Here is a 24915-nt window from a genome sequence, read left to right on the forward strand (position 1 = left end):
CTCCCCCTTTTGGGAGAAGGAAGGACCTGCCGATTACCCGTTCACCGCCCGGCTATCCACCGGCGCCTGTTGCCTTTCACTCAAGCCATAATCGCGCACGACGTGCGCGATGCGCAGGCGGTAGCCGGCAAAGATGCCGCCGCGCCCGGCCTGCTGGGCCTGCCGGTGTTCTTGCGTGTTGCGCCAGGCCTTCACCGCTTCCTCGTCGCGCCAGAACGATAGTGACAGGATGCGGTCCGGATTGGCGAGGCTCTGGAAGCGCTCGACCGAGATGAAGCCATCGATGCCTTCAAGCAGCGGCCGCAACTGCGCGGCGATGTCCAGATAGGCATCGCGCCTGCCCGCGGCCGGCTCGACCTCGAAGATGACGGCGATCACGGCAGCACCAGCTTCGCGTGCGGGCCGGACGCCAGTTTCAGGAACATGCGGTCCTCCTTGAGGATGAATTTTTCACGGCGGGCGAATTCGTAGTTTGCCTTGCCGGCCGGGTCGGCGGCAAGCCGGGCCCTATAGGCTTCATAGGCAGCCAGGCTTTCTATGTTGTAGGCCGCATAGGCGGTCGTGGCCGAGCCTTCATGCGGCGCGTAGTAGCCGATCAGGTCGGCGCCGCAGCGCGGAATGGCCTGGCCCCAGTTGCGGGCATATTCCTCGAACGCGGCCTTGCCGAACGGATCGATCTCGTAGCGGATGAAGCAGGTGATGGTCATTTCGGTCTCCCTGAGTTGACGCACAGATAATTCGATCTCTGTCGAAACGTCGCCCACGCCGGTGTGCTAAGCAGTTTCCTGTCAGGAGCATCGTCAGCGCTCCTTGAGCTGAACGAAGGATAGTGATTACCTGGCGAGAATGCTTCGATAGGGATGAAACTATGCGTGAAGGACCCGACATTGCCCGCATCGCCAGCCTGATCGGCGACCCGGCCCGCGCCAACATGCTCAACGCATTGATGGGCGGCACGGCGCTGACGGCAAGCGAACTGGCGCTCGAGGCCGGCGTATCGATGCCGACCGCCTCCTCGCATCTGTCGAAACTGATGGAAGGCGGGCTGCTGACCGTGGCAAGCCAGGGCCGGCATCGCTATTACGGGCTCGCCGGGCCGCAGGTGGCTGAAATGATCGAAGCCATCGCCGGCGTCGCCGAAACCATCGGCCCCAAGCGCGTGCGGCCGGGCCCGCGCGACGGAGCGATGCGCGTGGCGCGCGTCTGCTACGATCATCTCGCCGGCGAACAGGCGGTGGCGATGCTCGACCGTCTCATCGACCGGAGGCTGCTGCTGCGAGACCGCGGCGAAATCCGGTTGGCGCCTTCGGCCGCCTCGCATTTCGCGGCGCTAGGGATCGATGTGGAGGCGAAGGCCCGGCGGCCGGTGTGCCGCGCCTGCCTCGACTGGAGCGTACGGCGCTCGCATCTCGCCGGCACGCTGGGCGCCGCCATCCTCGACAAGATCCTCACCGAGAAATGGGCGCGCCGGGAGAAGGACAGCCGCGCCGTGATTTTTTCGCCGCCCGGCAAACAGGCGTTCGAGAAGGTGTTTTTGGCTTGAGCTATCGGCGCTGTTGCCAGCATCGATTCGCCGGCGGGACAGGCGCGAAGGATCGCCGCGCTGCAAATGCGGGCAGGATTACCCCCGCTTCAACACCTTCCCCTTCTTGAAGAAATCCTTCCACGGATCGGCTTCCGCGAGTTGCTTCAGCGTCGTCTTGTCGCCGATGGGGAATGCGTTCGGCGGCAGGCCGGCTTCGATCTCGGCCCAGGTCACCGGCATCGACACCGTGGCACCCTTCTTGGCCCGCGACGAGTAGGGCGCCACCGTGGTCGCGCCGCTGCCATTGCGCAGATAGTCGACGAATATCTTGCCGGTGCGCGCCTTCTTGGACAGCGTCGCGGTGTAGCGGTCGGGCGCGCCCTGTTCCAGCGCGCGCGCGAAATCATGGGCGAAGCCTTTCACCTCCTCCCAGTTGGCCGACGGCTTCAGCGGCACGACGACATGAAAGCCCTTGCCACCCGACGTCTTGACGAAATTGGGCAGCGACAGCTCGTCAAGCTTGCCTCTTATGTCGAGTGCCGCCGCCCGCACCGCCTTCACGTCGACGCCTTCATCGGGGTCGAGATCGAAGACGATCTGGTCGGGACGTTCGAGCTCGTCGATGGTGCAACCCCAGATGTGGATCTCGACCACGCCGAGCTGGACAAGTGCCGCGACGCCATCGAAGTCACGGATAAACAGGATTTCCTCGCCATCCGTGGGATCCCTCGTTTTCTCGATCTTGTCATGCATGCCTGGCGAGGCATGCTTCTGGAAGAAGCGCTGGCTGCCGACACCGTCGGGGGCCCTGACCAGGCTGAGCGGGCGGTTGACCACGAATTGTTTCATGCGCGGCCACACCAGCGCGTAATGATCGAGCAGCCCCTGCTTGGATATTTTTTCGTCGGGCCACAGCAGCTTTTCCGGGTGGGACAGCTTCACCGCGGTGGTTGCCGCCCTTGCCGGCGTTGCGCCGCTTGACGCCGGCTTGGCCCGGGCCGTGCTCTTGCCTGTCGGTGCCTTCGGCTTTTCCTGCACGACTTCCTCCGCCGGCTTGTCTTCGCGCAGCCCCTGGAACGAGGCGTGGCGTACTATACGGTCGGAGGTCCAACTGCGGAACTCCACTTCGCCGACAAGCTCGGGCTTAACCCAGACCAGGCCCTTGCCTCTCGGCACGGCCTTGTCGAAGGGCGACGACTTCGTTTGCAGCGCATCGAGCTTCTTCTTCAGGGCATTGGCGCCGCCGGTCGAGAAGCCGGTGCCGACGCGGCCGGCATAGTGCAGCTTGCCGGCCTCGAAATAGCCAAGCAGCAGCGAACGCAGCCCGCGCCCGGTCTTGTCGGACGGTAGGTAGCCGGCGATGACGAACTCCTGTCGCAGCGTGCATTTCGACTTCACCCAGGACGGCCCGCGCCCGCTGCGGTAGACCGCGTCGGCGCGCTTGGAGACGACGCCTTCCAGTCCCATGCGGCAGGCATGCTCAAGCATCACCTTGCCGGGCTCGGCGAAATGGTCGCTGAAGCGGACCGTCGAATCCTCCGGCTGGCTGGCCAGCAATTCCTGCAAGGCCTGCTTGCGCTCGACCAGCGGCTCGCGGCGCAGGTCCCGCCCATTCAGCCGCATCAGGTCGAAGACGTAGTAGATGAAGCGATCCGTGCGCTTCGCCGACAGGTCGGCCTGCAAAAGCGCGAAGGAAGAGACGCCGCTGTCGGCCAGCACGACGATCTCGCCGTCGATGATGGCGTCGCTGCATTTCAATCCGGCGAGCTCGGCGACGATCGCGTCGCCGAATTTCTTCGTCCAGTCGAGGCCGGTGCGGGTGAGCAGCCGCACGTCCGTGCCGGCGATCTGCGTCTGCATGCGATAGCCGTCGAACTTCACCTCATGCAGCCAGTCCTCGCCCGGCGGCGCTTCCCGCTCGAGCGTGGCCAGTTGCGGCTCGATGAAGTCGAGGCGCTTTGCGTGTCCGGCCTTGGCTTGGGCGGCGGCCGGTTTGTTGGAGTGCCAGACCTTCGCCTTCTCCCCTTTCGCGGCCTTGCCCGCCCCGACCTCCTCGATCGTCAGGTCCGACTTCACCGATTTCGGCGCTTCCTCCAGAATATCCTCGCCCGGGCGCGCCGCGCCATCGTCCGACTTGATCAGCAGCCAGTTGTCGCGCTTGTCGCCGGGGCGCGGTCTCAGCCGCACCAGGTGCCAGCGGCCGTGCAGCTTGTGGCCGTTGAGCTCGAAGTTGATATGGCCCTTCTTCATCGCCTTGGCCGGATCGCCCTCGGGCACCCATGTGCCCTCGTCCCAGACGATGACCGAGCCGGCGCCATATTCGCCCTTGGGAATGGTGCCCTCGAACGGCGCATAGTCGATCGGATGGTCCTCGACATGCACGGCGAGCCGTTTCTCGTGCGGATCGAGGCTGGGCCCGCGCGTCACCGCCCAGCTCCACAGCACACCGGCATGTTCGAGGCGCAGGTCGTAATGCAGCCTGGTCGCGGCGTGCTTGTGGATGACGAAGATGCCGCCTGCCTCGCTCTTCTTGCCGCGGGCGACCTTGCCGGGGGGTTCGGCGGTTTTCCTGAAATCGCGCTTGGCGTGATATTGTTCGAGGCTAGCCATCCCTTGATGTCCTCACGCCGATTTGCGCTTGGGCGCGGCTTCTTTCGGCTTGCCGCGTTTGACCGCCGGTTTGGCTTTCGCGGAGGCCTTGCCGCGGCGTTCGCCCGATCCGCCGTCCGACGAAAGGCTCTTCTTCAGAGCGTCGAAAAGATTGACGACGTTGGACGGCTTGGGCGCCGCTTTGGCCTTCGGCGCCTTGCGGCCCGCCTTCTTGGCGCGGATCAGTTCGAGCAGCGCATCCTCGTACTTGTCCTCGAATTTCGAGGGATCGAACTTCGCCTTCTTCTTGTCGATGATGAGCTCGGCCAGATCGGTCATCTCCTGATCCGTCTTCACCGATTCGATGTCGCCGAAGACGGTGTCCGGCTGGCGCACCGTGTTGTCGTAGCGCAACGTCGTCAGCACCATGCCCTTGCCGAGCGGTTCGATGACCACGGGACGTTCGCGCCGATAGAGCACGATGCGCGCCAGGCCCGCCATCTTCTTGCCGGCCATCGCGTCGCGGATGACGGCGAAAGCGTCCTGCGAGACCTTGTCGGCCGGCGCGACGTAATAGGGCGTATCGAGATAGATCTGCTCGATGGAGGATTTGTCGACGAAGCCGTCGAGGCTCATCGTGTGCGAGGACTCGATCTGGATGGCCTCGATCTCGTCCTCTTCGATGTGGATGAACTTGCCATCGTCGTCCTCGTAGCCCTTTATCTCGTCGCCATCCTCAAGCGGCTTGCCGGTTTCGGCGTCGACATAGACCCGCTTCACCGTGTTGCCGGTCTCGCGGTTGAGGATGCGAAAAGAGACCTTCTCGGCATGAGTGACGACATTGGTCAGTTCGATGGCGCAGGTGACCAGCGAAAGCTTCAGATAGCCTCTCCAGGCGGGACGCGGCGCCATGATGATTTCCTGTAGAGAAAGACCTGGCTGGAACGGACGACGACCCCAACGGTTCCAATCCGGTCGAGCCAAGGCCGGCGCGATTGCCACCGGCCCCGGCTCTTTCAGCCCCTATTCGGCGGCCTGCAGGTTGATCTTGCTTTCCGCTATTTCGGTCAGCTTGCGATCCGTCGCCTGCTCTTCCTTGAGGTTCTTGGCCAGAACGTTGGCGCAGTCGCTGCGGCCAAGCTGCTTGGCCCAGGCGATCAAGGTGCCATAGCGGGTCATCTCATAGTGCTCGACCGCTTGCGCCGAGGCGATCAGCGCCGCGTCCAGCACCTCCTTGTCGTCGACGTCGCCGCTGACGTCGTCGGCTTCCTCGAGGATGCCGTCTATGGCCGGGCAGTTGACCTCCTTGGCCTTGACGCCGTGCAGTTCGAACACCTGCTCGACGCGCTCGACATGGCCCCTGGTCTGCTCGAGATGTTTCTCGAAGCCGGCCTTCAGCTGAGGATCCGTCGCCTTGTCGATCATCTTCGGCAATGCCTTCTCGATCTGCTTTTCGGCATAATAGATGTCGCGCAGCGTGTGCACGAAGAGGTCGTCCAGGGTTTTGATGTCCTTCGAAAAGAAGCCCATGATTGCGGCCCTTCCTTTGCTCTTGCGGTTGCGGGTTAGCGTGGGGCCGCAGGTCGGCGGCCCCATGGGCCGGCCATGCCGGCTCTAGGAATCAACGTCTCGTCCCGGGCCGGGTTCCGGACTTGCGGCGGCGAGCAAGGAAATTCTCCCGCCAGGGCGAAAGCTGAAACGCAACCGCACCCAGGCGACATTCAAACGAAACATATGTGATGCAAAAGTCACACACGCCGAAATGGCGACAAAAGGCGTGGAAAGACCCCGAATCAGCCGCATTCCGGCCATGAAGCGACGGGTTTTCGACCAGAAATTAACATCGCGTTCACCGACTATTCACGCCTCGACGCTATGATTTCCGCAATTCGGAAGGGACACCCGAAAGTCGGGACAGGGACAGGTAAAATGAACTTCCTTACGCACCTCATCGGCTATGCCGCAGCCATCCGCGAATTCGTCGCGCCGACCTATCGGCCCGAGCGCTATTACATGCGCGGACCAGGCCCGGCCTGCGCTCGTCGCGGCACCTCGCTGGGCGCGCACTGACCATGACTTTCGAGAGCCGACACAACAGCCGCATCTGCAGGCCTGACGCCGAGTCGCGCGCCACCACCTATCGCGCCGAGCGCCCGGCTTTCGCCGATCGGCGGCGTGCGACATCGCCGCGGCTTTGAGACCGCCTTCGCCGGCTTAATGTCTCAGGACACGAGCCGCCGAGGCCCGCGTAAGCGACCTTCTCCAGTCCAGTCGGCCCCAGTCCAGTCGGCCCCAGTCCAGTCGGGTCCAGTCCAAGCCGTCCTTCTGAATACCCTTCGATGCAACCCAGCCGCTGACCGTCTTCGACGGCGTCGGCTCCAGCCGGGATGATCGTGCGCTACCGGGGCCGGCTCGTGCCGTCCGGAGCACACGGCTCCAGCACAATCGTGCCGCCGGCCACCTTGCCGAGTTCTCGGCAACCCTGATCTGTGCACAGTGTCCAACCATCACCGGTCGCGCCGGAGGCGGCGAGCATAAGGCTTCGCTGCGGCCCGGCCTTCGGCGCATAGGCCCACCAGCCGTCTCGCAGCACCGCGCCCTCGGGTGGTTCCATGCCGGCGCCCGAGCCCTTTATGCGCGCCTCGGTGACTTGCAGGCCGGAAGGCATCACCTTCCAGTGTTCCTCCCAGCGCGTGCGCTCCACCGAGTGCGTCCAGGACAGGGTGAAGGCGGCGGCCGCGAGCGTCACCGTCTTGCCGGCGGCAAGGATACACAGGCTCATGCTTTGGCCGTCGCCCGCCGCGCGCGCCAGAAATGCCAGCCGATCCAGGCGAAAGACAGTGCCCAGCCCGTCTCGTCGGTGAGCGGGATCGCCGCGACCAGCAGCACGCCGGCACAGAAGGCGACGAGCCGTTCCCACCACGCCATGCGCCTGGCAAGGAAGCCGACGGCGGCGGCACCCCACAGCACGATGCCCATGCACGCCTTGACGACGATGTAGGCGACCTCGACGGGGTAGCCGAACTGGGCGGCGATCGGGCCTGGATCCTGCAGCATGAGCGCCGGCGTGTAGACCGCCATGAACGGCACGACGAAACCGGCAATGGCAAGCTTGGTCGCCTGGATGCCGATCTTGAGGCCGCTTTCCCTGGCCATCGGGGCGGCCGCGAAGGCGGCCAGCGCCACCGGTGGCGTAAGATCGGCCATGATGCCGAAGTAGAAGACGAACATATGGCTGACCACCAGCGGCACGCCGAGCGACAGCAGCGCCGGGCCGGCCAGCGAGGAGGTGATGATGTAGTTGGGAATGGTCGGGATGCCCATGCCAAGCACCAGGCAGGTGAGCATGGTCAGCACCAGGGACAGGAACAGATTGTCCTGGCCGATGGAGATGATCCAGCCGATGAAGGTCGAGGCGATGCCGGTGAGCGTCAGCGTGCCGATGACGATGCCGACGATGGCGCAGGCGATGCCGACCGGCAGCGCGTTCTTGGCCCCTTCGGCGAGTGAATCCACGCAGATCCGCAGCGTTTCGCGCCCGCCCTTGAAGGCGAAGCAGGCGACGACGAGCGCGGCGATGACGAGGCCGAGTATGTTGACGCCGAAGCGCATGAACGAGGCGGCGGCGAGCCCGAGCGCCAGCCAGAAGACGACGCGGAAGGCGAGCGGTCCGATCAGGGCCGCCAGCGGCGTGCCGAGGATGAGCACGATGGTCAGCGCCAGGCCCATCGTGCCGGCGAAGATCGGTGTGTAGCCGGCAAACAGAAGGTAGATGAGGGCCGCCAGCGGCAGCACCAGCGGCCAGTGCTGGCGCACGGCATCCCAGGGATTGGGCAGTTCGGCCTTGGCCATGCCGTGCAGGCCGGCCTTGCCGGCTTCCAGATGCACCTGCCAGAAACAGGCGCCGAAATAGAGCAGCGCCGGGATGATCGCCGCCTTGACCACTTCGGCATAGGGGATGTTCAGCGTCTCGGCCATGATGAAGGCGACCGCGCCCATCACCGGCGGCATGATCTGGCCGCCCATCGAGGAGGTCGCCTCGACGGCACCGGCGAAAGCCGAGCGGAAGCCGAAGCGCTTCATCAACGGGATGGTGAACTGGCCGCTGGCCACGACATTGGCAACGCCGGAGCCGGAGATGGTGCCCATCAGCGCCGAGGACAAAACGCAGACCTGCGCCGGGCCGCCGCGCCACGAGCCGACCAGGCCGAGCGCGAAATCGTTGAACAGCGCGATCATGCCGGCGCGTTCGAGGAAGGCGGCGAAGACCACGAAGATGAAAATATAGGCGGCCGAGACATAGACCGGCGTGCCGTATATGCCTTCGGTGCCATAGGCGAAAGTGTCGACGAGCTGGGCGAAATCGTAGCCGCGATGGATGAAGGGCGGCGGCAGATGGTTGCCGACGAAACAATAGGCGAGAAAGATGAAAGCGATGATCGCCAGCGGCAGTCCCATCAGCCGCCGGGCCGCCTCGAAGACCAGCACCACCAGCACCGCGCCGACGACAAGATCCGGCGTGGTGAGGAAACCGGAGCGGCGGATGAGGTCGGTGTAGAACACCCAATTGTAGAGACCGGTGCCGAAGCCGAGCACGCCGAACGCCCAGAACACGGCCTTGGCCGGCAGGCTTCGGGCGCGCAGGTTGGCGATCAGGCCAAAGCCGAGCAGCAGCAGGAAACCGACATGCATGGCCCGCACCACCTGGCTCGGGATGCTGCCATAGGCGGCGACGTAGATCTGGAACACGGAAAAGGCGACGGCGATGAGGAAGGCAGCCTTGCCGGCGATGCCGTCGCCAAAGCCCGGCGGCAAGCCTTCGACCTGCTCTTCGGCGACGGGGAGATGGAAGGTGGAGGATTTGCCGTCGGCTGTCGTTCCATGCGTTGTTTCGCTCATCCGATGCACTCCAAAATGAGCGAATGACAGTGCGAAGACATCTCAGAAAGTCCTCGCCCTATTTCAACAACCCCTTCTCCTTGTAGTACCGCTCAGCGCCCGGATGCAGCGGCACCGGCATGCCGTCGAGCGCCTTGGCAGGATCGATCGACTTGGCGGCGGCGTGGGCGGCGGCTAGCTGGTCGAGATGCTCGAACATCAGCTTGGTCATCTGGTAGGCCGTCTCGTCGGAAACGTCGGCGCGGGTGATGAGGAAATTGCCGACGGCCGCGGTCGCGACGTCCTCGGCCTGGCCCTCATAGGTGCCCTTGGGGATAACCACCGACAGATAGGGGGCGCCGATCTTGGCGACATCCTCGGCCGGCACGGCGACGACGTTGATCGGCACCGAGGTGGCGAGATCGCGGATCGAGGCGACCCCGAGGCCGGCCGACTGCAGCGTGGCATCGAGCTGGCGGTTCTTGATCAGCTCGACCGATTCGGCGAAGGGCAGGTATTCGACCCGGCCGAGATCCTCGTATTTCAGCCCGGCGGCGGCAAAGATGGCACGCGCATTGAGCTCGGTACCGGAGGCCGGCGCGCCGACCGACAGGCTCTTGCCCTTGAGGTCGGCCAGCGTCTTGATGCCGGATTCCTGGCTGGCGACGATCTGGATGTAGTTGGGATAGATGGCGGCGATGCCGCGCAATTTGTCGAGCTTGCCGGGGAAGCCGGCCTCGGCATTGCCTTCGGCGGCCATCTTGACGGAATCGCCGAGCGCGAAGGCGATCTCGCCCTTGCCCTGCTGCAGCAGATTGAGGTTCTCGACCGAAGCCTTGGTGGCCTGCACCTGGGTGCGGGCGCCTGCGATGCCCTTGCTGTAGATTTCCGACAGCGCCACGCCGAGCGGGTAGTAGACGCCCGACGTGCCGCCGGTCAGCACGTTGATGAATTCCTGTGCCCTGGCCGAGGCAATGCCAAGCCCAAGCGATAGCGCCATTGCGCCGGCTGCAACGAACTTCGTTCTGAAATGGAACATCCGGTTTCCTCCCTGAAATATTGGCTGCCGCACCACCTCCTCGATGCGAACCGGCCGAGTTTAGACGGCGGGCCGCAAATGCCAACCCGCAATTGCATTCATTAGACGAACGGTTGAATGGATGCGGAAACAGCTCCCGGCTTGCGCGGGACGCGACCGTGGCCGAAAGATTTTTTCCGGCACCTGTCGAAATCGGCCCTTGTCGCGCGACATATGTCCGGCTCGCAAGGACGCGGCCTATGAAACCACGGGAGAAGACCCATGCGATACATGCTTTTGATCAACAACGACGAAGCCGCACTGGCGAACACGCCGATCGAGAAGGCCCAACAGATGAGCGCGGCCTATGGCGCCTATACCGAAGCGTTGAAGAAATCCGGCGCGTGGCTGGCCGGAGAAAGGCTGCGCCCGACTCAGGCAACCACCTCGGTGCGGATCACCGACGGCAAGACCAACGTGATCGACGGCCCCTATGCAGACACCAAGGAGCAGCTTGCCGGCTTCTACATGATCGAAGCGGCCGACATCGATACCGCCATCGAATGGGCGGCGCGCTGCCCGGCGGCCAGCACAGGCACGGTCGAGTTGCGGCCGATTTGGGAAATGGCCGAATACATGCCCAAGAAATGACGATGTGATGGACAGCAGCTCGCAGATTGCCCGGGCAGCCGCCGAGGCCGCCGCCCGGCAAAGCTACGGCAAGCTGGTCGCCTGGCTCGCGGCGCCCACGCGCGACGTGGCCGCCGCCGAGGACGCGCTGGCCGACGCCTTTGCCGCGGCGCTCGAACGCTGGCCACGAACCGGCGTGCCCGAAAAGCCGGAGGCCTGGCTGCTTGCCGTGGCAAGGCGGCGGCGTGTCGACGCGGTGCGGCGGCGGCTCACCAGCGAAGCCGGCCGCGACCATCTCAAGCTGATTGCCGAGGAGGCGGAGGCGTGCATGACCGACCAGGACCTGCCCGACGAGCGGCTGCGGCTGATGTTCGCCTGCGCGCATCCGGCGATCGAACCTGGCGTGCGCGCGCCATTGATCCTGCAGGCCGTGCTTGGCTTCGACGCCGCGACGATCGCCTCCGCCTTCCTGGTCCCGCCGGCGACAATGGGCCAGCGCCTGGTGCGGGCCAAGGCCCGCATCCGTGAAGCCGGCATTCCGTTCCGCGTACCGGAGCGAGCCGAACTCGGCGAGCGCCTGGATACCGTGCTGGAGGCCATATACGCGACCTTCGCCGAGGGCTGGTCCGACCCGGCGGGCAGCGAGACGCGGCGCCGGAACCTGGCCACCGAAGGGATCTGGCTCGGCAGGCTGGTGGCCTCGCTGCTGCCGGACGAACCGGAGGCGCTGGGCCTGCTTGCGCTGATGCTGTTCGCCGAAGCGCGCCGCACCGCGCGCCGCAATGGGTCCGGAGATTATGTGCCGCTCGCCGAGCAGGATCATGCGCTTTGGGATCATGCCCTGATCGACGAGGCGGAAACCCTGCTCGGCCGCGCCGCCTCCATGGGCGCCATCGGCCGCTACCAGCTCGAAGCGGCCGTGCAGTCCGTTCACGCGGCGCGGCGGCTGAGCGGCGAGACCGACTGGGTGGCGATCCGCGAATTCTACGACGCGTTGCTTTCGATCGCACGATCGCCCGTGGTGGCGATCAACCGCGCGGTGGCGATCGCCGAAGCCGAGGGCGCCGTGGCGGGGCTGGCGGCGCTGTACGTGCTTGGCGACGACAAGCGGCTCAATGATTACCAGCCCTATTGGGCCGCCCGCGCCGGCCTTCTGGCCAGGTTCGGCCAGGTGCCGCAGGCGGTCGAGGCCTATGACCGCGCGATCGGCCTCGAAAGCGATCCGGCGGTACGCCGCTTCCTGCAGGTAAAACGCGCGACGCTCAGGCATTGAAATGCCCGACGGCGGTGCTTTGCCGGCGACCCGTTCAGCCCGGCCACATTTCGTGCGAGGCGTTGAGCGTCTTCATCAGCGGGTGCTCGCGAAGCCTGGCCCACAGGCGTTCGATGTCGGGCCAGGCGGTGCGTGCCTTGCCGCTGTCGGGATGCCAGGCCACCAGCATGGCCAGATAGATATCGGCCACCGACATCGCCTCGCCTGCCAGCCAGTCGCGGCCGCGCAAGGCGGCGTCGATGACGGCAAAGCCGCGGTCCATCTCGGCCACGGCCGCCTGCTTGACGGCCTTGGCGCCGTCGGCGTCGGCCGTGTAGCGCGGCGCGTAGTAGAAACGCAGCACCGCCGGATAGAGGGCGGACGACATGAACGCCATCCAGCGCAGGAAGTCGGCGCGGGCCGGTTCATCGGCCGCCGGCGCCAGTCCGGCCCGCGGATGGCGTTCGGCGAGCAGGATGCAGATGGCCGCCGATTCGGTCAGCGAGCGGCCGTCCGGCAAGGTCAGCACCGGCACCTGGTTCAGCGGGCTAATGTGGAGGAAAGCGGGATCGGGCCGGTCGGATTTCGGTACGTCGATCTGCTCGAACGGCGCCTTGGCCAGCGCCAGGGCCGCCTCGACAACGAAGCCGCCGCTGCCGGGACGGGTGTAGAGCTTGTACATGAGGTCCTCCGCCGGCCCTGCGGGGGCCGGGGGCGATATGAACCGGAAGCAGGGCGCTGCTCAAGCCCGTGGCAGCCGCCACCGCGGGTTTTTTCAGCGGGCCAGGCTAAGCGCCTTTTGTGTTAAGCGCCCGGCAGGGCAGAAGAGAGCGTGTCGAACTCGACAGGCGACGCGCCGTATCGCTTCGCCCAACGAAGACCCTACGCCCCCAAGCCCTCGAACAGGATGGTCGACAAGTAGCGTTCGGCGAAGGACGGGATGATCACCACCAGGTTCTTGCCCTTGTTCTCCGGCCGCGAGCCGACGACGATCGCCGCCTGCAAAGCGGCGCCCGAGGAGATGCCGACCGGCACGCCTTCCAGCCGGGCGACGAGGCGGGCATTGGCGACCGAATCCTCGTTCGAGACCGTGACGATTTCGTCATAGATGGTGGTGTCGAGGATTTTTGGCGCGAAGCCGGCGCCGATGCCCTGGATCTTGTGCGGACCGGGCTGGCCGCCCGACAGCACCGGCGAGGTTTCCGGTTCGACCGCGACGACATGCAGCGAAGGCTTGCGCTTCTTCAGCACCTGGCCGACGCCGGTGATGGTGCCGCCGGTGCCGATGCCGGAGACGATGATGTCGACCTCGCCATGGGTGTCGTTCCAGATCTCCTCGGCAGTCGTCGTGCGATGGATCTCGGGATTGGCCGGGTTCTCGAACTGCTGCGGGATGATGGCGTTGGGGATGGTGGCCGCCAGTTCGTCGGCCTTGGCGATGGCGCCCTTCATGCCTTTCGGCCCTTCGGTCAGCACCAGTTCGGCGCCGAGCAGCGCCAGCATCTTGCGGCGCTCGACCGACATGGTTTCGGGCATGGTGAGGATCAGCTTGTAGCCCTTGGCGGCGGCGGCGAAGGCAAGCGCGATGCCGGTATTGCCCGAAGTCGGCTCGATCAGCGTCGTCTTGCCGGGAGCGATCTTGCCCGATGCCTCGAGCGCCTCGATCATCGCCACGCCAATACGGTCCTTGACCGAGGCGATCGGGTTGAAGAATTCGAGCTTGGCAAGGAGATGGGCAACGATGCCCTTCTCCTTGGCGAATTTGTCGAGCCGCACCAGTGGCGTGTCGCCGATCGTATCGGTGATGGAATTGTAGATGCGGCCACGGCCGGGAACACGAGCGGAGGCGGCGGACTTGTTCATTGGTTTGGCTCCCAGAATGTCAGGCGGATGAACTGATCTCAGACGGATGGCCGCCAAGATAGGCCTTCCACGGACGCAAGATAGACCGTCGCCCGAAAATATCCGAGTGGGGCCCGTGTCTAAAACGCCTCGGCCTCGGAAAAGCGTTCCCGCAAAAGCCGGCCCGGCGGAATGCCTTGGCAAAAATGGCCCTATTGGCGGGCGGCGATCGCCGCCGCCGCGCCGACCATGAAACCGGCCGCGGTGCGGTTCAGCGCCTTCAGGGCGCGCGGCGAGCGCAGGAACCAGCGCGCCTTGGCCGCCAGCGCCAGATAAGGCACCAGCACCACGAACAGGACGAGGACGGTGAGTGCGGCGAGGACGCCGTAATCGGCCAGCGTGATGGTCTTGAGGTCGACGATGGTCGGCGTGATGGCGAGATAGAAGATCATCGTCTTCGGATTGCCGAGCGTCACCGTCAGGCCGGCGAGGAAGCTCGACGCCAGCCCGCCCTTGCCTTTCCTGGCCTCGACCGTCTCGGGCGTGATGCCGGCGGTCCAGAAGCGCCAGCCGAGGAAGGCGAGATAGGCGACGCCGGCCCATTTGACGGCGAGGAACACCAGGCCGAAGGTCTGCGCGACAAAGGCAAGCCCAAGCACCACGGCGGTGAGATAAAGAAGGTCGCCGAGCATCAGGCCGAAGGACATGGCCAGCGACGAGCGGAAGCCGGAGCCGAGCGCGCGCGCCACAAGCGCGGTGACGCCGGGGCCGGGAATGGCCGCGGCCAAGCCGAGGGCGGCGCTGTAGGCGAGGAAGCCGGTGAGGGTCATGGATTGAGCCTTGCGTCCGCGAAACTGCTGGGACGGCGCCTTGTCGCACAGAGTTTCGCGGGCGGGAATTGCCTGGAGCCGGATTTGGTTGCACCAGGCATGCCCCGTGCTCGAGGCCTCCCAGCGGATCAGGACCGGCCGTCGCCGTAGGTCACGCGCCAGATGGTGCCGTTGCCGTCCTCGGTGACGATCAGCGCGCCGTCGCTCGCCACCGCCACGCCGACCGGCCGGCCCCAGACCTCGCCGCCGGAGGTGACGAAGCCGGTCATGAAATCCTCATATTCGCCGGTCGGCTTGCCGTCCTTGAACTTGAGCCGCACCACCTTGTAGCCAGTCCTGTTGCCGCGATTCCACGAACCGTGCAGGGCGACGAAGGCGTCGCCCCTGTATTCGGCCGGAAAACCGGATCCTGCGCGGACATTCCTGCCGTCGTAGAAGGCGATGTTGAGCGGCGCCGAATGCGCCTGCATCAGAATGTCGGGGACGGTGACCTTGCCGGCAAGGTCGGGACGCGCGCCCTTGTGGCGCGGATCCTCATTGTCGCCGATATAGTACCAGGGCCAGCCGTAGAAGGCGCCTTCCTTCACTTCGGTCGCATATTCGAACGGCACGTTGTCGCCGAGCGCGTCGCGCTCGTTGACCACGCACCACAGCGCGCCCGCCGCCGGCTGGATGGCCATGCCCGAACAGTTGCGCAGGCCGGTGGCGACGATGCGCCCATTCCTACCGTCCGGGTCGAAAGCCCTGACGTCGGCGCGGCCTTCCTCCGCGCCCCAGGTGGCGCCGAGCGGCTTCGACCTGGCCCAGGCGTCGAGCCCGCCCCGCGGTTTCCTTGCCATGTCCTGGGCGGCGTTCGAGCCGGAGCCGACCGAGAGATACAGCGTCTTGCCGTCCGGCGAGAAGGCGATGTCGCGGGTCCAGTGATGAGTGGCCGGAATATCGCGGACGATGGTTTCCGGCTCGCCGGAGGCCTCCAGGTCGCCATCGCGGTAGGGAAAGCGCACGATGCTGTCGCTGTTGGCGACATAGACCCATTGCGGGTTGTCCCCTGGCGGGTAGAAGGCGATGCCGTAGGGCTGGTTGAGATTGCGGGCGAAGATGCCGTCCCTGACAGGTTTCGCGCTGCCCTCGCCGAGACGGTAGACGCGGATCTGGTTGGCCTCGCTGTCGGCGACGAACAGGTCGCCATTGGGCGCGACGCGCACGACGCGCGGATTGTCGATGCCCGAAGCGATCAGTTCCGCCGAAAAGCCCGCCGGCAGCCGCGGCTCGGCGCCTTGCGGCCTTTGCACCGGACCGGCGCCGTTCGAGGCGGATCTGGTGACATAGGGCCTGGGCTGGTCTTGCGGGCTGATCAACCGGCGCACGCCCGGCGCATCGGCCCGCCAGTCACCGAATGCGGCCGCGCCCTTCAGCACCGGCTCTTCCTGCTGGGCCAATGCCGTCGCGGCGAAGAGCAAGGCAGCAGCGATTACCACGGCGCCGGCAAGTCGGATCATCCCAGTCTCCAGCTTCTCGCTTCTTCATGCATGTCGTTGTCCCAAGACCGAAGTCACATGCATCAAGGGAACGGGCGGGCTCGGCAGTCGTTCCGGACGACACGGGGAGTTGAAGGAATTCGGGTCAGCTATCCGCGTCGAGATCGAGATCGGCGTCGAGGTTCTTTTCCAGTTCGACGAGATCGGCCGGCAGCGGCATGCCCATGGCGCGGATTTCGCGCAGCTTCTCGCGCAATTGCTCCTGCACTTCGCGCACATCCTCAGGCTGGTTGACCATCTCCTCCAGCAGCAGGCTGATCTGGGCCTTGAACGATTCCAGCGCCATCTTTTCTCTCCTCGGCCGTCTGGATCGATCCCAGCTCTCAGCGCAGCATGCGCGATATCAGCTGCGCCGTATAGTCGACCATCGGGACAATGCGGGCATAGTTGAGCCGGGTCGGGCCGATGACGCCGAGCGCGCCGACGACGCGGGCGTCCTTGTCGCGGTAGGGTGCCACGACCAGCGACGAGCCGGAGAGCGAGAAAAGCTTATTTTCCGAGCCGATGAAGATGCGCACGCCCGGTCCCGCCTCGGCGAGGTCGAGCAGCTGGATCAGCCCGTCCTGCGTCTCCATGTCCTCGAACAGGTGGCGCAGGAGTTCGATGTCGGCCTGGGCGGTGACGTTTTCGAGCAGATTGGCGCGGCCGCGCACGATCAGGCGCGCCGGCAGGCCGCTTTCCGCGCCGGCCCACACCGCCAGCCCTTTCTCCACCAGGTCCTGCGACAGCGTGTCGAGCGCTGCCCTTGTCTCTTCCTTGATACGCTCGACCTCCGCCCGCGCCTCGGCCAGCGTACGGCCGCGAATATGGGCGTTGAGAAAATTCGAGGCCTCGTGCAATTGCGAGACGGTGATGCCGGCCGGCAGATCGATGACCCGGTTCTCGACGTCGCCGTTCTGCGACACCATCACGGTCAGCGCCTTGGTGGGCTCGAGCTGGATGAACTCGATGTGCTTGAGCGCCACCTCGTTCTTGGCGGCCAGCACCAGGCCGGCGCCGCGCGACATGCCCGACAGCATCTGGCTGGCCTCGGTCAGCATGTGTTCCAGCGTGGCGCCCGAGCCGGAGGCGCGCACCTGCGCCTCGATGCTGCGCCGCTCCTCGTCGGAGAGGTCGCCCAATTCCATGAAGGCGTCGACGAAGAAGCGCAGGCCGGCCTGCGTCGGCAGGCGACCGGCCGAGATGTGCGGCGCGTAGATCAGGCCGAGATGTTCGAGATCGCTCATCACGTTGCGGATGGTGGCGGGCGACAGCGAGGACGGCAGGATGCGCGACAGGCTGCGCGATCCCACGGGCTCGCCGTCCCTCAGATAGGAATCGACGATACGCCGGAAGATGTCGCGCGAACGCATGTCGAGCGCCTGAAGTGCGGGCGCCTGAAGTGCCGGCGCGTGAAGAGCGAGCGACTGCGAAGCGGGATCGACTGCCTTGGTCATTGCGGCCATAACCTCCGGTTCAAGGATATAGACTTCGCGGCGCTGCGCGCAACCCGGTGTCGCGTTGCGCGATCAGCCGGTGTCGCACTTGCGATCACCCCGGTGTCGTGTTGCGCGATCGCCCCGGTGTCGCCGCGTTTGCGGCCGCCGGTCCATTTTCCTTTACGCCGTGCCCCGCATGCGTCTAAAAGCCGGCCAAGATTCAAAAAAGCTGACAAGAAAGCAGGCCGAATGCGCCCCTCCAAACGCCAGTTCGACGAAATGCGCGCCATCTCCTTCGAGCGCGGCGTCTCCAAACATGCCGAAGGCTCGTGCCTGGTGAAGTTCGGCGACACGCATGTCTTGTGCACGGCAAGCCTGGAGGAAAAAGTGCCGGGCTGGATGCGCAATTCCGGGAAAGGCTGGGTGACGGCCGAATACGGCATGCTGCCGCGCTCGACAGGCGAGCGCATGCGCCGCGAGGCCTCCGCCGGCAAGCAGGGCGGGCGCACGCTGGAGATCCAGCGGCTGATCGGCCGCTCGCTGCGCGCCGTGGTCGACCTGCAGGCGCTGGGCGAGCAGCAGATCACCGTCGACTGCGACGTCATCCAGGCCGATGGCGGCACCCGCACCGCCTCCATCACCGGCGGCTGGGTGGCGCTCTACGATTGCCTGCGCTGGATGGAAGCGCGGCAGATGGTGAGCGTCGCCAAGGTGCTGAAGGACCATGTCGCGGCGATTTCCTGCGGCATCCATGACGGCCAGCCGGTCATCGACCTCGACTATCTCGAGGATTCCTCCGCCGGCACCGACGCCAATTTCGTCATGACCGGCAAGGGCGGCATCGTCGAGATCCAGGGCACGGCCGAGGGCGAGCCCTTTTCGGAAGGGCAGTTCGCCGAGCTGATGGGCCTGGCCAAGAAAGGCATCCAGAGGCTGGTGAGTTTGCAGCAGATGGCGGTGGCGTAGTTTATTCATGCGGAGCCTGGGCACCCCCCTCTGCCCTGCCGGGCATCTCCCCCGCAAGGGGGGAGATCGGCTGTTGTCTAGAGCTTCGCCAATAATCAGAATAGAATACCATGAGCCGGCGCTCACGCTGCCAATCTCCCCCCTTGCGGGGGAGATGGCCGGCAGGCCAGAGGGGGGTGCCTCGTGATCCCCTCTGCCATTCTTGAATCCGCTCTTTACGTCACCGACCTCGCCGCTGCCGAAGCCTTCTACACCGACATCCTCGGCCTCACTCCTCTCGGCAAGGTCGAGGGCCGCCATCTCTTCTTCCGTTGCGGAGCCGGCGTGCTGCTGATCTTCAACGCGGAGGCGACCAAGGTCCCGCCCGCGCCCGACGCGAGGCTGAAAGTGCCGCCACACGGCACATCGGGCGAAGGCCATCTCTGCTTTGCGGCGACCGCCGATGAAATCAGCCGCTGGAAATCCCATCTGAAGGCGAAGAACATCGCTGTCGAAAGCGAATTCGAATGGCCGCAAGGCGGCCGCTCGCTTTATATCCGCGATCCCTCCGGCAATTCGATCGAATTCGCCGAGCCGAGAATCTGGGGACTTTGATGCATTCTCTCGACGGAAAAAAGATCGTCGTCGCCAGCCACAATGAAGGCAAGCTGCGCGAATTCGCCGATCTGATGGCGCCATTCGGATTCGAGGCGAAATCGGCGAAGGACTATGGCTTGCCCGAACCCGAGGAGACCGGCACAACCTTCGAGGAGAACGCCTATATCAAGGCCTTCGCCGCAGCCAAGGCGACGGGCCTGCCGGCGCTGTCGGACGATTCGGGCCTGTGCGTTGACGCGCTCGACGGCGCGCCCGGCGTCTACACCGCCAACTGGGCCGAAACGCCTGATGGCAGCAGGGATTTCGGCATCGCCATGCAGCGCACCGAAGTGGCGCTGCAGGAAGTCGGCGCCGCCACGCCCGCGCAGCGCACGGGACGCTTCGTCGCCGTCATCTGCCTCGCCTTTCCCGATGGCGAGGCAGAATATTACCGCGGCGAGGCCGAAGGTACGTTGGTCTGGCCGCCGCGCGGCGAGCTCGGATTCGGCTACGACCCGGTGTTCCTGCCCGACGGCTTCGAAAAGACCTTCGGCGAGATGAGTGCCGAGGAAAAACACGGCTGGAAACCCGGCCAGGCTACGGCGCTGTCGCACCGCGCCCGCGCCTTCCAGAAATTCGCCCAAGCCCGATTGGGTCTGGCCCGGTTAGGCTCGGCATGATCAGGCCCGGCGCCACCATGCCGCTCGACCGCAGCCCCGGTTTCGGCGTCTATGTGCATTGGCCGTTCTGCGCGGCCAAATGCCCCTATTGCGACTTCAACAGCCATGTCCGCCACCAGCCGGTCGACCAGGAGCGCTTTGCCGCCGCCTTCGAGGCGGAACTGGCGACGATGCGCCAGCGCACCGGCCCACGCGAGGTGACCAGCATCTTTCTCGGCGGCGGCACGCCGTCGTTGATGAAGCCGGAAACGGTGGCCAGGGTCCTGGACGCCGTGGCGAAGAACTGGACGGTGCCCGACGGCATCGAGGTGACGCTGGAGGCCAATCCCTCCTCGGTCGAAGCCGAACGCTTTCGCGGCTATCGCGCTGCGGGCGTCAACCGGGTCTCGCTCGGCGTGCAGGCGCTGAACGACAAGGATTTGCGCTTCCTTGGCCGGCTGCACAATGTGGACGAGGCGCTGCACGCGATCGGGCTCGCGCGGGAGATATTCCCAAGGCTCTCCTTCGACCTGATCTACGCACGGCCAGGCCAGACGCCGGAGGCCTGGGCATCGGAGCTCGAACAGGCGATCGGCCACGCCGCCGACCATCTGTCGCTCTATCAGCTGACCATCGAGGAAGGCACGCCGTTCCACGCGCTGCACGCGGCGAAGAAATTCATCATCCCCGACAACGACCACGCCGCCGACCTTTATGCGCTGACGCAAGAGGTGACATCAGCCCATGGTTTGCCGGCATATGAGATCTCAAACCACGCCCGGCCGGGTGCCGAAAGCCGGCACAATCTGACCTACTGGCGCTATGGCGAATATGTCGGCGTCGGCCCTGGCGCGCATGGCCGCTTCGTCGAGAACGGCCACCGCGTCGTGACCATCGCGGAGAGGATGCCGGAAACCTGGGCCAATCTGGTCGAGGCCAAGGGCCATGGCGTCACCGGCGGCGAGACCCTGACGCGCTCCGAAGAGGCTGACGAGTTCCTGCTGATGGGACTGAGGCTGGCGGAAGGCATCGACCTGTCGCGTTACGAAGCGTTTTCCGGGCGCGGCCTGTCGAGCGCGCGGCTGTCGGTGCTGCAAGGCGAAGGGCTGGTGGCGCCGATCGGCAACGCCCGCCTGCGCGCCACGCCCGCCGGCATGATCGTGCTCGACGCCGTGGTGGCCGATCTGGCACGGTAGGCTGGGATGCTGCTCCCAATCTCGAAGCCAAGATTACGCTTCTGGAGGCGGCTGTTTCGCGGTATCTGAGTTGAGACCCGACCGGTGAGGCTATCCGAATGAACCTGCCGCTCTCCTGGCAATTCTGGGCGCTGTTGTCGGCGACTTTCGCGGCGCTGACGGCGATCTTCGCCAAGGTCGGCATCGAGACCATCAATTCCGATTTCGCCACCCTCATCCGGACAGCCATCATCCTGGTCGTGCTTGCGGCGATCCTCGCCGCCAGCGGCCAATTCCAATCGTGGGCCTCGATCTCCGGGAAGACCTGGCTTTTCCTTAGCCTGTCGGGACTGGCGACCGGAGCCTCGTGGCTCTGCTATTTCCGCGCGCTGAAAATCGGCAATGCGGCGCAGGTGGCGCCCATCGACAAGCTAAGCGTCGTGCTTGTGGCGGTGTTTGGCGCGGTCTTTCTCGGCGAGCGGCTCACCGGTGCGAACTGGCTTGGCGTCGCCCTTATCGCGGCGGGCGCGGTGCTGGTCGCTTATCGAGGGTAGTGCTGCGCCGTGGCGGGCGTTCTTGGTTTCGAGACGGGTGATGAAAATATCGAAGCGATTGGGCATCGTCCGGTCAGTGCTCCGTCGTGCTGTCGGGTTCGTTATCGGGTAGCTTGATCTCTGGTGGCGGGCGGCGCGCGGGCCCCTGCTTGCCGTCCGTGGTGGCGGGCGGCTTCCCGTCTCCTTGCGCGGCAAAGCGCTTGCGGCCTGCATAGTAAGGCTCGAAAGCGTCCTGTATGGTCAGTCTGTCCATCCTGTCCTCCCGGGGGAATCAGGGGCTAAATCTGCGAAAGACGGTTTCGTTCCCTACTGTGGCGAAGGAATGGCGCTCGCCTTGCATTACAGCGGCTTTTGCAACCCGGCGCGGGCCGTGCCAAACAGGGCGGATAATTTCGGAACGTCCTTCGCGGCTCCATCTGGACGCGGGCGCGCCGCTGACGGAGAAGGCACCGGTGACTGGCGAGACGGGAAAGCGCAGCTATGTGATCGGGCAGACCGAGATCGCGGCCCGGCCGCTCGAACCGGCGCTCTATCTCGTGGCGACGCCGATCGGCAATCTCGCCGACATCACGTTGCGCGCGCTTGAGACGCTGGCCGCCGCCGACATGGTCGCCTGCGAGGACACGCGCGTGTCGCGCGTGCTGCTCGACCGCTACGGCATCCGCCGCCGCACCACGGCCTATCACGAGCACAATGCCGGCAAGGCCGGGCCAAAATTGATAGCGGCGCTCCAGTCGGGGCAGAGCGTGGCGCTGATCTCGGATGCCGGCACGCCGCTGGTTTCCGATCCCGGCTACCGGCTGGTCGGCGAGGCGCTCGACCAGGGCATTCGCGTCGTGCCCATCCCCGGTCCGTCCGCGCCGCTTGCCGCGCTCACCGCATCCGGCTTGCCTTCGGATGCCTTCCTGTTCTCCGGCTTCCTGCCGGTCAAGGCGGGGCAGCGGCTGGCGCGGCTGGACGCGCTTAAAGCGGTGCCGGCGACGCTGATCTTCTTCGAATCGCCGCGCCGGCTGGCCGAGTCTCTCGGCGCGATGGCCGAAGCGCTTGGCGGCGAGCGCAAGGCAGCGATCGGCAGGGAATTGACCAAGACCTTCGAGGAGATGCGCACCGGCACGCTGCGAGCGCTGGCCGACCACTATGCGGCGGCCGACACGCCGAAGGGCGAGATCGTGGTGTGCGTCGGCCCGGCCGAAGCCAGAGCGGACGAGCCGGCCGATATCGACCGGATGCTGTTGTCGCTCGCCGCCGAAATGCCGGCTTCGAAGGCGGCGGCGGAAGCGGCGAAGATGACCGGGGGCCAGAAGCAGGCGCTTTACCGACGGCTGCTGGAACTCAGGGATGCCTCTGGAGAGGACCGTGGCTAGGCTCCCGAGCGCCAGCCGTCAAAAGGCCTACCGGCGCGGCCATCGCGGCGAATGGCTGGCAGCGGCGGCGCTGGTGCTGAAGGGCTACCGGATCCTGGCGCGCCGCCATCGCACCCGTTTCGGCGAGATCGACCTGATCGCGCGGCGCGGCGACCTGGTGCTGTTCGTCGAGGTCAAGGCGCGCCGCACGCTGATGGAAGCGATGGAGGCGATCGCCCATGAATCGGAGCGCCGCATCGAAGGCGCCGCCGACATCTGGCTGTCGCGCCAGCCGGATTACGGCAGGCTGTCGATGCGGTTCGACATGATCGCCGTGCTGCCATGGCGCTGGCCGGTGCATGTCCCGAACGCGTTTTACGGGCGCAATTGAGGGCTGCGTCGCTCGGGTTCAGTGTTCGACGGGCCATTCGCCCGCGCCAAGTGCCGCGATCGCCGCGATTATGCGCCGGAACGCCTCGGCGGCAGCCGGCACGGTGGTGCGGGCGCGCAGGAAACTGTGCACGAGGCGCTTCTCCTCGTGCCAGCTCGCTTTGCCGCCGGCGGCCAGGATGCGGTCGCGATAGGCCTCGCCGTCCGACGACAGCGGGTCGCATTCGGCGGTAACGACAATGGTGGGCGGCAGGCCGGAGAAGTCGGCGGCGCGCAGCGGCGAGAAGGTCGGATCGTCCGGCGCCTGTCTCTTGGCCGAGCGGACGTGGCGGTAGAAAGCGACGTCGCCGGTCGACAGAAGCGGCGCCTCGGCATGCTCGATGTAGGAGCGGGCAGTCTCGTCGCCGCCGAGGCCGGGATAGATCAGCACCTGGCCGGTCGGCCTCTTCGCGCGAGCGCGCGTCGCGTGACTGACCGCCGCCGCCAGATTGCCGCCGGCGCTCTCGCCGGACAGCAGCAGTGGCCCGTTCGCTCTAGCCGCCGCCCATTCGAAGGCGGCCAGAGCGTCGTCGAAGGCGGCGGGGTGGAGATGTTCGGGCGCCAGCCGATAGTCGACCGAGAGCACGGCAAAGCCGGTGCCGGCGCAGATCTCGGCGCAGATGTCGTCATGGCTGTCGAGCCCGCCCAGGATGAAGCCGCCGCCATGGTAATAAAGCACCGTGGCCCGCGCGGCCGTGCCTGCCATCCCATAGTGCCGCACCGCGATGTTCCGGCCGGGGGCGGCGATGAGGTCGTCGCTCGCCGTCACCCCCGGCGGATAGGGCTGGCGAAGCGCCCGGCACATCCTGTCATAGATCGCACGCTGCTTGGCGATCGGCAGGTCGATCGTCTCGGGCGGATACCAGGCGTTGATGCCGTCTATATAGGCCCACAGCGCAGGGTCGAGCCGCGTCGCGTATTTGCTGCGACCGGTCATTTCAGTGCTGCCCACGGTTTCGGAAGGCATTGCCTCAAAGCTCGCTGTAAAGCCTGGCCGCGTTTTCAAAGCTGAAGCGCAGCGGCACCGAGCCCTCGACCTGCCAGACGGCGACGCTCTCGCCAGCCAGCAGCAGGCAGGCGCCGTCGGTGTCGGTGACGGCGCCGCCATAGAGCCGGTTGGCGAGGTTGAGGATTGCGGTCTGGTGCATGGCGGCACTGCCGCTGCCGCAGGCGTCCTTGACCAGCAGCACGCGAAAGCCGCGCGCCACGGCGTCCTTCACGGTGGCATCGATGCAGGCCTCGGTCCACACGCCAGATATGACCAGCCATTCGACGCCGGAAGCCTTGAGCCGATCGGCGGCCGGTCCCGCGCGGAAGGCGCTGGCCTCGGCCTTGATCAGCAGCGCCTCGCCATCAGCAGGCGCCACCTCACGGCAGATCTCGGTCAGCGGATCGCTCTTGTCGGAGAAGGCCGACTTGCCGTCGGTTCCAACAGGGTGAAAGGGCCGCTCCTGCTTGTCGAGATCGACAATGTAGGCCCAGTGATAGAGCGGCACATTGTTCTGCCGCGCCGCCGCCTGCAGCCGCTGGACGTTGGCGAGAATCTTGTCAAAACCCTCGACCAGGTAGCGCGGGTCCTGCCGGTGCTCTTCCTGCAGGTCGATGAAGACAGCGGCCACGGTGCCGCGCTTGACGGAGATAGGGCTTTTCATGCGGATGCGCCTAGCCCCCAAGATACTTCCAAACGCTGGAG

28 protein-coding genes are annotated in these 24915 nt (G+C 65.7%); 11 read left to right on the forward strand and 17 right to left on the reverse strand.

Annotated elements, in window-relative coordinates; translation table 11 throughout:
• Positions 1–33 precede the first annotated feature (33 nt).
• On the reverse strand, positions 34–378 hold the full coding sequence (locus FJ949_RS01855; protein WP_140491780.1) for an antibiotic biosynthesis monooxygenase: 345 nt from the start codon (positions 376–378) through the stop codon (positions 34–36).
• Positions 375–707, reverse strand: coding sequence for an NIPSNAP family protein (locus FJ949_RS01860; protein ID WP_140491782.1), 333 nt, complete (start codon positions 705–707; stop codon positions 375–377). The genes FJ949_RS01855 and FJ949_RS01860 overlap by 4 nt, the downstream gene beginning before the upstream one ends.
• Before the next feature lie 161 nt (positions 708–868).
• On the opposite strand from FJ949_RS01860, the gene FJ949_RS01865 reads away from it, so the two are divergent.
• Positions 869–1543: a winged helix-turn-helix domain-containing protein gene (locus tag FJ949_RS01865; RefSeq protein ID WP_140491784.1), complete on the forward strand. Its 675-nt coding sequence runs from the start codon at positions 869–871 to the stop codon at positions 1541–1543.
• A gap of 78 nt (positions 1544–1621) precedes the next feature.
• Here FJ949_RS01865 and ligD read toward each other — a convergent pair whose 3' ends face one another.
• The 3 genes from ligD to FJ949_RS01880 form a co-directional block, all read right to left on the reverse strand.
• Positions 1622–4135 carry a DNA ligase D gene (ligD, locus tag FJ949_RS01870; RefSeq protein ID WP_140491786.1) on the reverse strand — a complete coding sequence of 838 codons (2514 nt, stop codon included), beginning with the start codon at positions 4133–4135 and terminating at the stop codon, positions 1622–1624.
• A 12-nt stretch (positions 4136–4147) separates the two neighbouring features.
• Entirely contained in the window at positions 4148–5026 is an 879-nt protein-coding gene (locus tag FJ949_RS01875) for a Ku protein (RefSeq protein ID WP_140491788.1), read from the reverse strand.
• A 111-nt stretch (positions 5027–5137) separates the two neighbouring features.
• Positions 5138–5644: a ferritin-like domain-containing protein gene (locus FJ949_RS01880; RefSeq protein ID WP_140491790.1), complete on the reverse strand. Its 507-nt coding sequence runs from the start codon at positions 5642–5644 to the stop codon at positions 5138–5140.
• A gap of 399 nt (positions 5645–6043) precedes the next feature.
• Here FJ949_RS01880 and FJ949_RS01885 point away from each other — a divergent pair, with 399 nt between their 5' ends.
• Entirely contained in the window at positions 6044–6184 is a 141-nt protein-coding gene (locus FJ949_RS01885; protein WP_013892047.1) for a hypothetical protein, read from the forward strand.
• 328 nt (positions 6185–6512) lie between these two features.
• Here the strand turns inward: FJ949_RS01885 and FJ949_RS01890 are convergent, their stop codons facing one another.
• From FJ949_RS01890 to FJ949_RS01900, 3 genes are read right to left on the reverse strand one after another with little or no spacing between them, the layout of a single operon-like run.
• Positions 6513–6896, reverse strand: a complete 384-nt coding sequence (locus FJ949_RS01890) for a DUF1850 domain-containing protein (protein WP_140491792.1) — start codon at positions 6894–6896, stop codon at positions 6513–6515.
• A complete protein-coding gene (locus FJ949_RS01895) occupies positions 6893–9013 on the reverse strand; it encodes a TRAP transporter permease (protein ID WP_140491794.1) in 2121 nt (706 codons plus the stop codon). Before FJ949_RS01895 ends, FJ949_RS01890 begins: the two co-directional genes overlap by 4 nt.
• A gap of 58 nt (positions 9014–9071) precedes the next feature.
• Positions 9072–10031, reverse strand: coding sequence for a TAXI family TRAP transporter solute-binding subunit (locus FJ949_RS01900; RefSeq protein WP_140491796.1), 960 nt, complete (start codon positions 10029–10031; stop codon positions 9072–9074).
• Between the two features lie 261 nt (positions 10032–10292).
• On the opposite strand from FJ949_RS01900, the gene FJ949_RS01905 reads away from it, so the two are divergent.
• Together FJ949_RS01905 and FJ949_RS01910 are read left to right on the forward strand one after the other, a co-directional pair.
• The gene (locus tag FJ949_RS01905; protein WP_140491798.1) at positions 10293–10661 is read left to right on the forward strand and encodes a YciI family protein; all 369 of its coding nucleotides are present in this window, start codon (positions 10293–10295) and stop codon (positions 10659–10661) included.
• Between the two features lie 7 nt (positions 10662–10668).
• On the forward strand, positions 10669–11913 hold the full coding sequence (locus FJ949_RS01910; RefSeq protein WP_140491800.1) for an RNA polymerase sigma factor: 1245 nt from the start codon (positions 10669–10671) through the stop codon (positions 11911–11913).
• A gap of 34 nt (positions 11914–11947) precedes the next feature.
• Here FJ949_RS01910 and FJ949_RS01915 read toward each other — a convergent pair whose 3' ends face one another.
• From FJ949_RS01915 to hrcA, 6 genes are all read right to left on the reverse strand, one after another.
• Positions 11948–12574, reverse strand: a complete 627-nt coding sequence (locus FJ949_RS01915; protein WP_140491802.1) for a glutathione S-transferase family protein — start codon at positions 12572–12574, stop codon at positions 11948–11950.
• A 200-nt stretch (positions 12575–12774) separates the two neighbouring features.
• On the reverse strand, positions 12775–13755 hold the full coding sequence (gene cysK / locus FJ949_RS01920; protein WP_140491804.1) for a cysteine synthase A: 981 nt from the start codon (positions 13753–13755) through the stop codon (positions 12775–12777).
• Positions 13756–13946: 191 nt separating this feature from the next.
• A complete protein-coding gene (locus FJ949_RS01925) occupies positions 13947–14564 on the reverse strand; it encodes a LysE family translocator (protein WP_140491806.1) in 618 nt (205 codons plus the stop codon).
• A gap of 128 nt (positions 14565–14692) precedes the next feature.
• On the reverse strand, positions 14693–16063 hold the full coding sequence (locus tag FJ949_RS01930; protein WP_140491808.1) for a sorbosone dehydrogenase family protein: 1371 nt from the start codon (positions 16061–16063) through the stop codon (positions 14693–14695).
• 124 nt (positions 16064–16187) lie between these two features.
• Complete coding sequence (locus FJ949_RS01935; protein ID WP_140491810.1) at positions 16188–16388, reverse strand: hypothetical protein; 201 nt, start codon at positions 16386–16388, stop codon at positions 16188–16190.
• A gap of 37 nt (positions 16389–16425) precedes the next feature.
• Entirely contained in the window at positions 16426–17538 is a 1113-nt protein-coding gene (gene hrcA / locus FJ949_RS01940) for a heat-inducible transcriptional repressor HrcA (RefSeq protein WP_140491812.1), read from the reverse strand.
• 231 nt (positions 17539–17769) lie between these two features.
• Here hrcA and rph point away from each other — a divergent pair, with 231 nt between their 5' ends.
• The 5 genes from rph to FJ949_RS01970 all read left to right on the forward strand — a co-directional run bounded on the left by rph (position 17770) and on the right by FJ949_RS01970 (position 21450).
• Positions 17770–18486: a ribonuclease PH gene (gene rph, locus FJ949_RS01945; RefSeq protein WP_140491814.1), complete on the forward strand. Its 717-nt coding sequence runs from the start codon at positions 17770–17772 to the stop codon at positions 18484–18486.
• Between the two features lie 183 nt (positions 18487–18669).
• Entirely contained in the window at positions 18670–19080 is a 411-nt protein-coding gene (locus tag FJ949_RS01955) for a VOC family protein (protein ID WP_140491818.1), read from the forward strand.
• Positions 19080–19742, forward strand: a complete 663-nt coding sequence (gene rdgB, locus FJ949_RS01960; RefSeq protein ID WP_140491821.1) for an RdgB/HAM1 family non-canonical purine NTP pyrophosphatase — start codon at positions 19080–19082, stop codon at positions 19740–19742. Before FJ949_RS01955 ends, rdgB begins: the two co-directional genes overlap by 1 nt.
• Positions 19739–20917: a radical SAM family heme chaperone HemW gene (hemW, locus tag FJ949_RS01965; RefSeq protein ID WP_140491825.1), complete on the forward strand. Its 1179-nt coding sequence runs from the start codon at positions 19739–19741 to the stop codon at positions 20915–20917. Before rdgB ends, hemW begins: the two co-directional genes overlap by 4 nt.
• A 98-nt stretch (positions 20918–21015) precedes the next feature.
• Entirely contained in the window at positions 21016–21450 is a 435-nt protein-coding gene (locus tag FJ949_RS01970) for an EamA family transporter (RefSeq protein WP_140491827.1), read from the forward strand.
• A gap of 73 nt (positions 21451–21523) precedes the next feature.
• On the opposite strand, the gene FJ949_RS01975 is transcribed toward FJ949_RS01970, so the two are convergent.
• Entirely contained in the window at positions 21524–21703 is a 180-nt protein-coding gene (locus FJ949_RS01975; RefSeq protein ID WP_140491829.1) for a hypothetical protein, read from the reverse strand.
• A gap of 199 nt (positions 21704–21902) precedes the next feature.
• Between FJ949_RS01975 and rsmI the strand changes: the two genes are divergently transcribed.
• Both rsmI and FJ949_RS01985 read left to right on the forward strand, forming a co-directional pair.
• Positions 21903–22814 carry a 16S rRNA (cytidine(1402)-2'-O)-methyltransferase gene (gene rsmI / locus FJ949_RS01980; protein ID WP_181172080.1) on the forward strand — a complete coding sequence of 304 codons (912 nt, stop codon included), beginning with the start codon at positions 21903–21905 and terminating at the stop codon, positions 22812–22814.
• Positions 22807–23184: a YraN family protein gene (locus FJ949_RS01985; protein WP_181168306.1), complete on the forward strand. Its 378-nt coding sequence runs from the start codon at positions 22807–22809 to the stop codon at positions 23182–23184. The genes rsmI and FJ949_RS01985 overlap by 8 nt, the downstream gene beginning before the upstream one ends.
• A gap of 18 nt (positions 23185–23202) precedes the next feature.
• Here the strand turns inward: FJ949_RS01985 and FJ949_RS01990 are convergent, their stop codons facing one another.
• Positions 23203–24159 carry an alpha/beta hydrolase gene (locus tag FJ949_RS01990; RefSeq protein ID WP_140491833.1) on the reverse strand — a complete coding sequence of 319 codons (957 nt, stop codon included), beginning with the start codon at positions 24157–24159 and terminating at the stop codon, positions 23203–23205.
• Positions 24160–24193: 34 nt separating this feature from the next.
• Positions 24194–24874 carry an isochorismatase family protein gene (locus FJ949_RS01995; protein ID WP_140491835.1) on the reverse strand — a complete coding sequence of 227 codons (681 nt, stop codon included), beginning with the start codon at positions 24872–24874 and terminating at the stop codon, positions 24194–24196.
• Between the last annotated feature and the right edge of the window lie 41 nt (positions 24875–24915).

The sequence above is a fragment of the Mesorhizobium sp. B2-4-1 genome, from assembly GCF_006442185.1.
Classification (GTDB): Bacteria; Pseudomonadota; Alphaproteobacteria; order Rhizobiales; family Rhizobiaceae; genus Mesorhizobium.

What these genes read in the sequence shown, in the direction of transcription:
- FJ949_RS01860 (WP_140491782.1), bottom strand. Translation starts at nt 707, where the DNA reads ATGACCATCACCTGCTTCATCCGCTACGAGATCGATCCGTTCGGCAAG.
- FJ949_RS01865 (WP_140491784.1), top strand. Translation starts at nt 869, where the DNA reads ATGCGTGAAGGACCCGACATTGCCCGCATCGCCAGCCTGATCGGCGAC.
- ligD (WP_140491786.1), bottom strand. Translation starts at nt 4,135, where the DNA reads ATGGCTAGCCTCGAACAATATCACGCCAAGCGCGATTTCAGGAAAACC.
- FJ949_RS01875 (WP_140491788.1), bottom strand. Translation starts at nt 5,026, where the DNA reads ATGGCGCCGCGTCCCGCCTGGAGAGGCTATCTGAAGCTTTCGCTGGTC.
- FJ949_RS01880 (WP_140491790.1), bottom strand. Translation starts at nt 5,644, where the DNA reads ATGGGCTTCTTTTCGAAGGACATCAAAACCCTGGACGACCTCTTCGTG.
- FJ949_RS01885 (WP_013892047.1), top strand. Translation starts at nt 6,044, where the DNA reads ATGAACTTCCTTACGCACCTCATCGGCTATGCCGCAGCCATCCGCGAA.
- FJ949_RS01890 (WP_140491792.1), bottom strand. Translation starts at nt 6,896, where the DNA reads ATGAGCCTGTGTATCCTTGCCGCCGGCAAGACGGTGACGCTCGCGGCC.
- FJ949_RS01895 (WP_140491794.1), bottom strand. Translation starts at nt 9,013, where the DNA reads ATGAGCGAAACAACGCATGGAACGACAGCCGACGGCAAATCCTCCACC.
- FJ949_RS01900 (WP_140491796.1), bottom strand. Translation starts at nt 10,031, where the DNA reads ATGTTCCATTTCAGAACGAAGTTCGTTGCAGCCGGCGCAATGGCGCTA.
- FJ949_RS01905 (WP_140491798.1), top strand. Translation starts at nt 10,293, where the DNA reads ATGCGATACATGCTTTTGATCAACAACGACGAAGCCGCACTGGCGAAC.
- FJ949_RS01910 (WP_140491800.1), top strand. Translation starts at nt 10,669, where the DNA reads ATGGACAGCAGCTCGCAGATTGCCCGGGCAGCCGCCGAGGCCGCCGCC.
- FJ949_RS01915 (WP_140491802.1), bottom strand. Translation starts at nt 12,574, where the DNA reads ATGTACAAGCTCTACACCCGTCCCGGCAGCGGCGGCTTCGTTGTCGAG.
- cysK (WP_140491804.1), bottom strand. Translation starts at nt 13,755, where the DNA reads ATGAACAAGTCCGCCGCCTCCGCTCGTGTTCCCGGCCGTGGCCGCATC.
- FJ949_RS01925 (WP_140491806.1), bottom strand. Translation starts at nt 14,564, where the DNA reads ATGACCCTCACCGGCTTCCTCGCCTACAGCGCCGCCCTCGGCTTGGCC.
- FJ949_RS01930 (WP_140491808.1), bottom strand. Translation starts at nt 16,063, where the DNA reads ATGATCCGACTTGCCGGCGCCGTGGTAATCGCTGCTGCCTTGCTCTTC.
- FJ949_RS01935 (WP_140491810.1), bottom strand. Translation starts at nt 16,388, where the DNA reads ATGGCGCTGGAATCGTTCAAGGCCCAGATCAGCCTGCTGCTGGAGGAG.
- hrcA (WP_140491812.1), bottom strand. Translation starts at nt 17,538, where the DNA reads ATGACCAAGGCAGTCGATCCCGCTTCGCAGTCGCTCGCTCTTCACGCG.
- rph (WP_140491814.1), top strand. Translation starts at nt 17,770, where the DNA reads ATGCGCCCCTCCAAACGCCAGTTCGACGAAATGCGCGCCATCTCCTTC.
- rdgB (WP_140491821.1), top strand. Translation starts at nt 19,080, where the DNA reads ATGCATTCTCTCGACGGAAAAAAGATCGTCGTCGCCAGCCACAATGAA.
- hemW (WP_140491825.1), top strand. Translation starts at nt 19,739, where the DNA reads ATGATCAGGCCCGGCGCCACCATGCCGCTCGACCGCAGCCCCGGTTTC.
- FJ949_RS01970 (WP_140491827.1), top strand. Translation starts at nt 21,016, where the DNA reads ATGAACCTGCCGCTCTCCTGGCAATTCTGGGCGCTGTTGTCGGCGACT.
- FJ949_RS01975 (WP_140491829.1), bottom strand. Translation starts at nt 21,703, where the DNA reads ATGGACAGACTGACCATACAGGACGCTTTCGAGCCTTACTATGCAGGC.
- FJ949_RS01990 (WP_140491833.1), bottom strand. Translation starts at nt 24,159, where the DNA reads ATGACCGGTCGCAGCAAATACGCGACGCGGCTCGACCCTGCGCTGTGG.
- FJ949_RS01995 (WP_140491835.1), bottom strand. Translation starts at nt 24,874, where the DNA reads ATGAAAAGCCCTATCTCCGTCAAGCGCGGCACCGTGGCCGCTGTCTTC.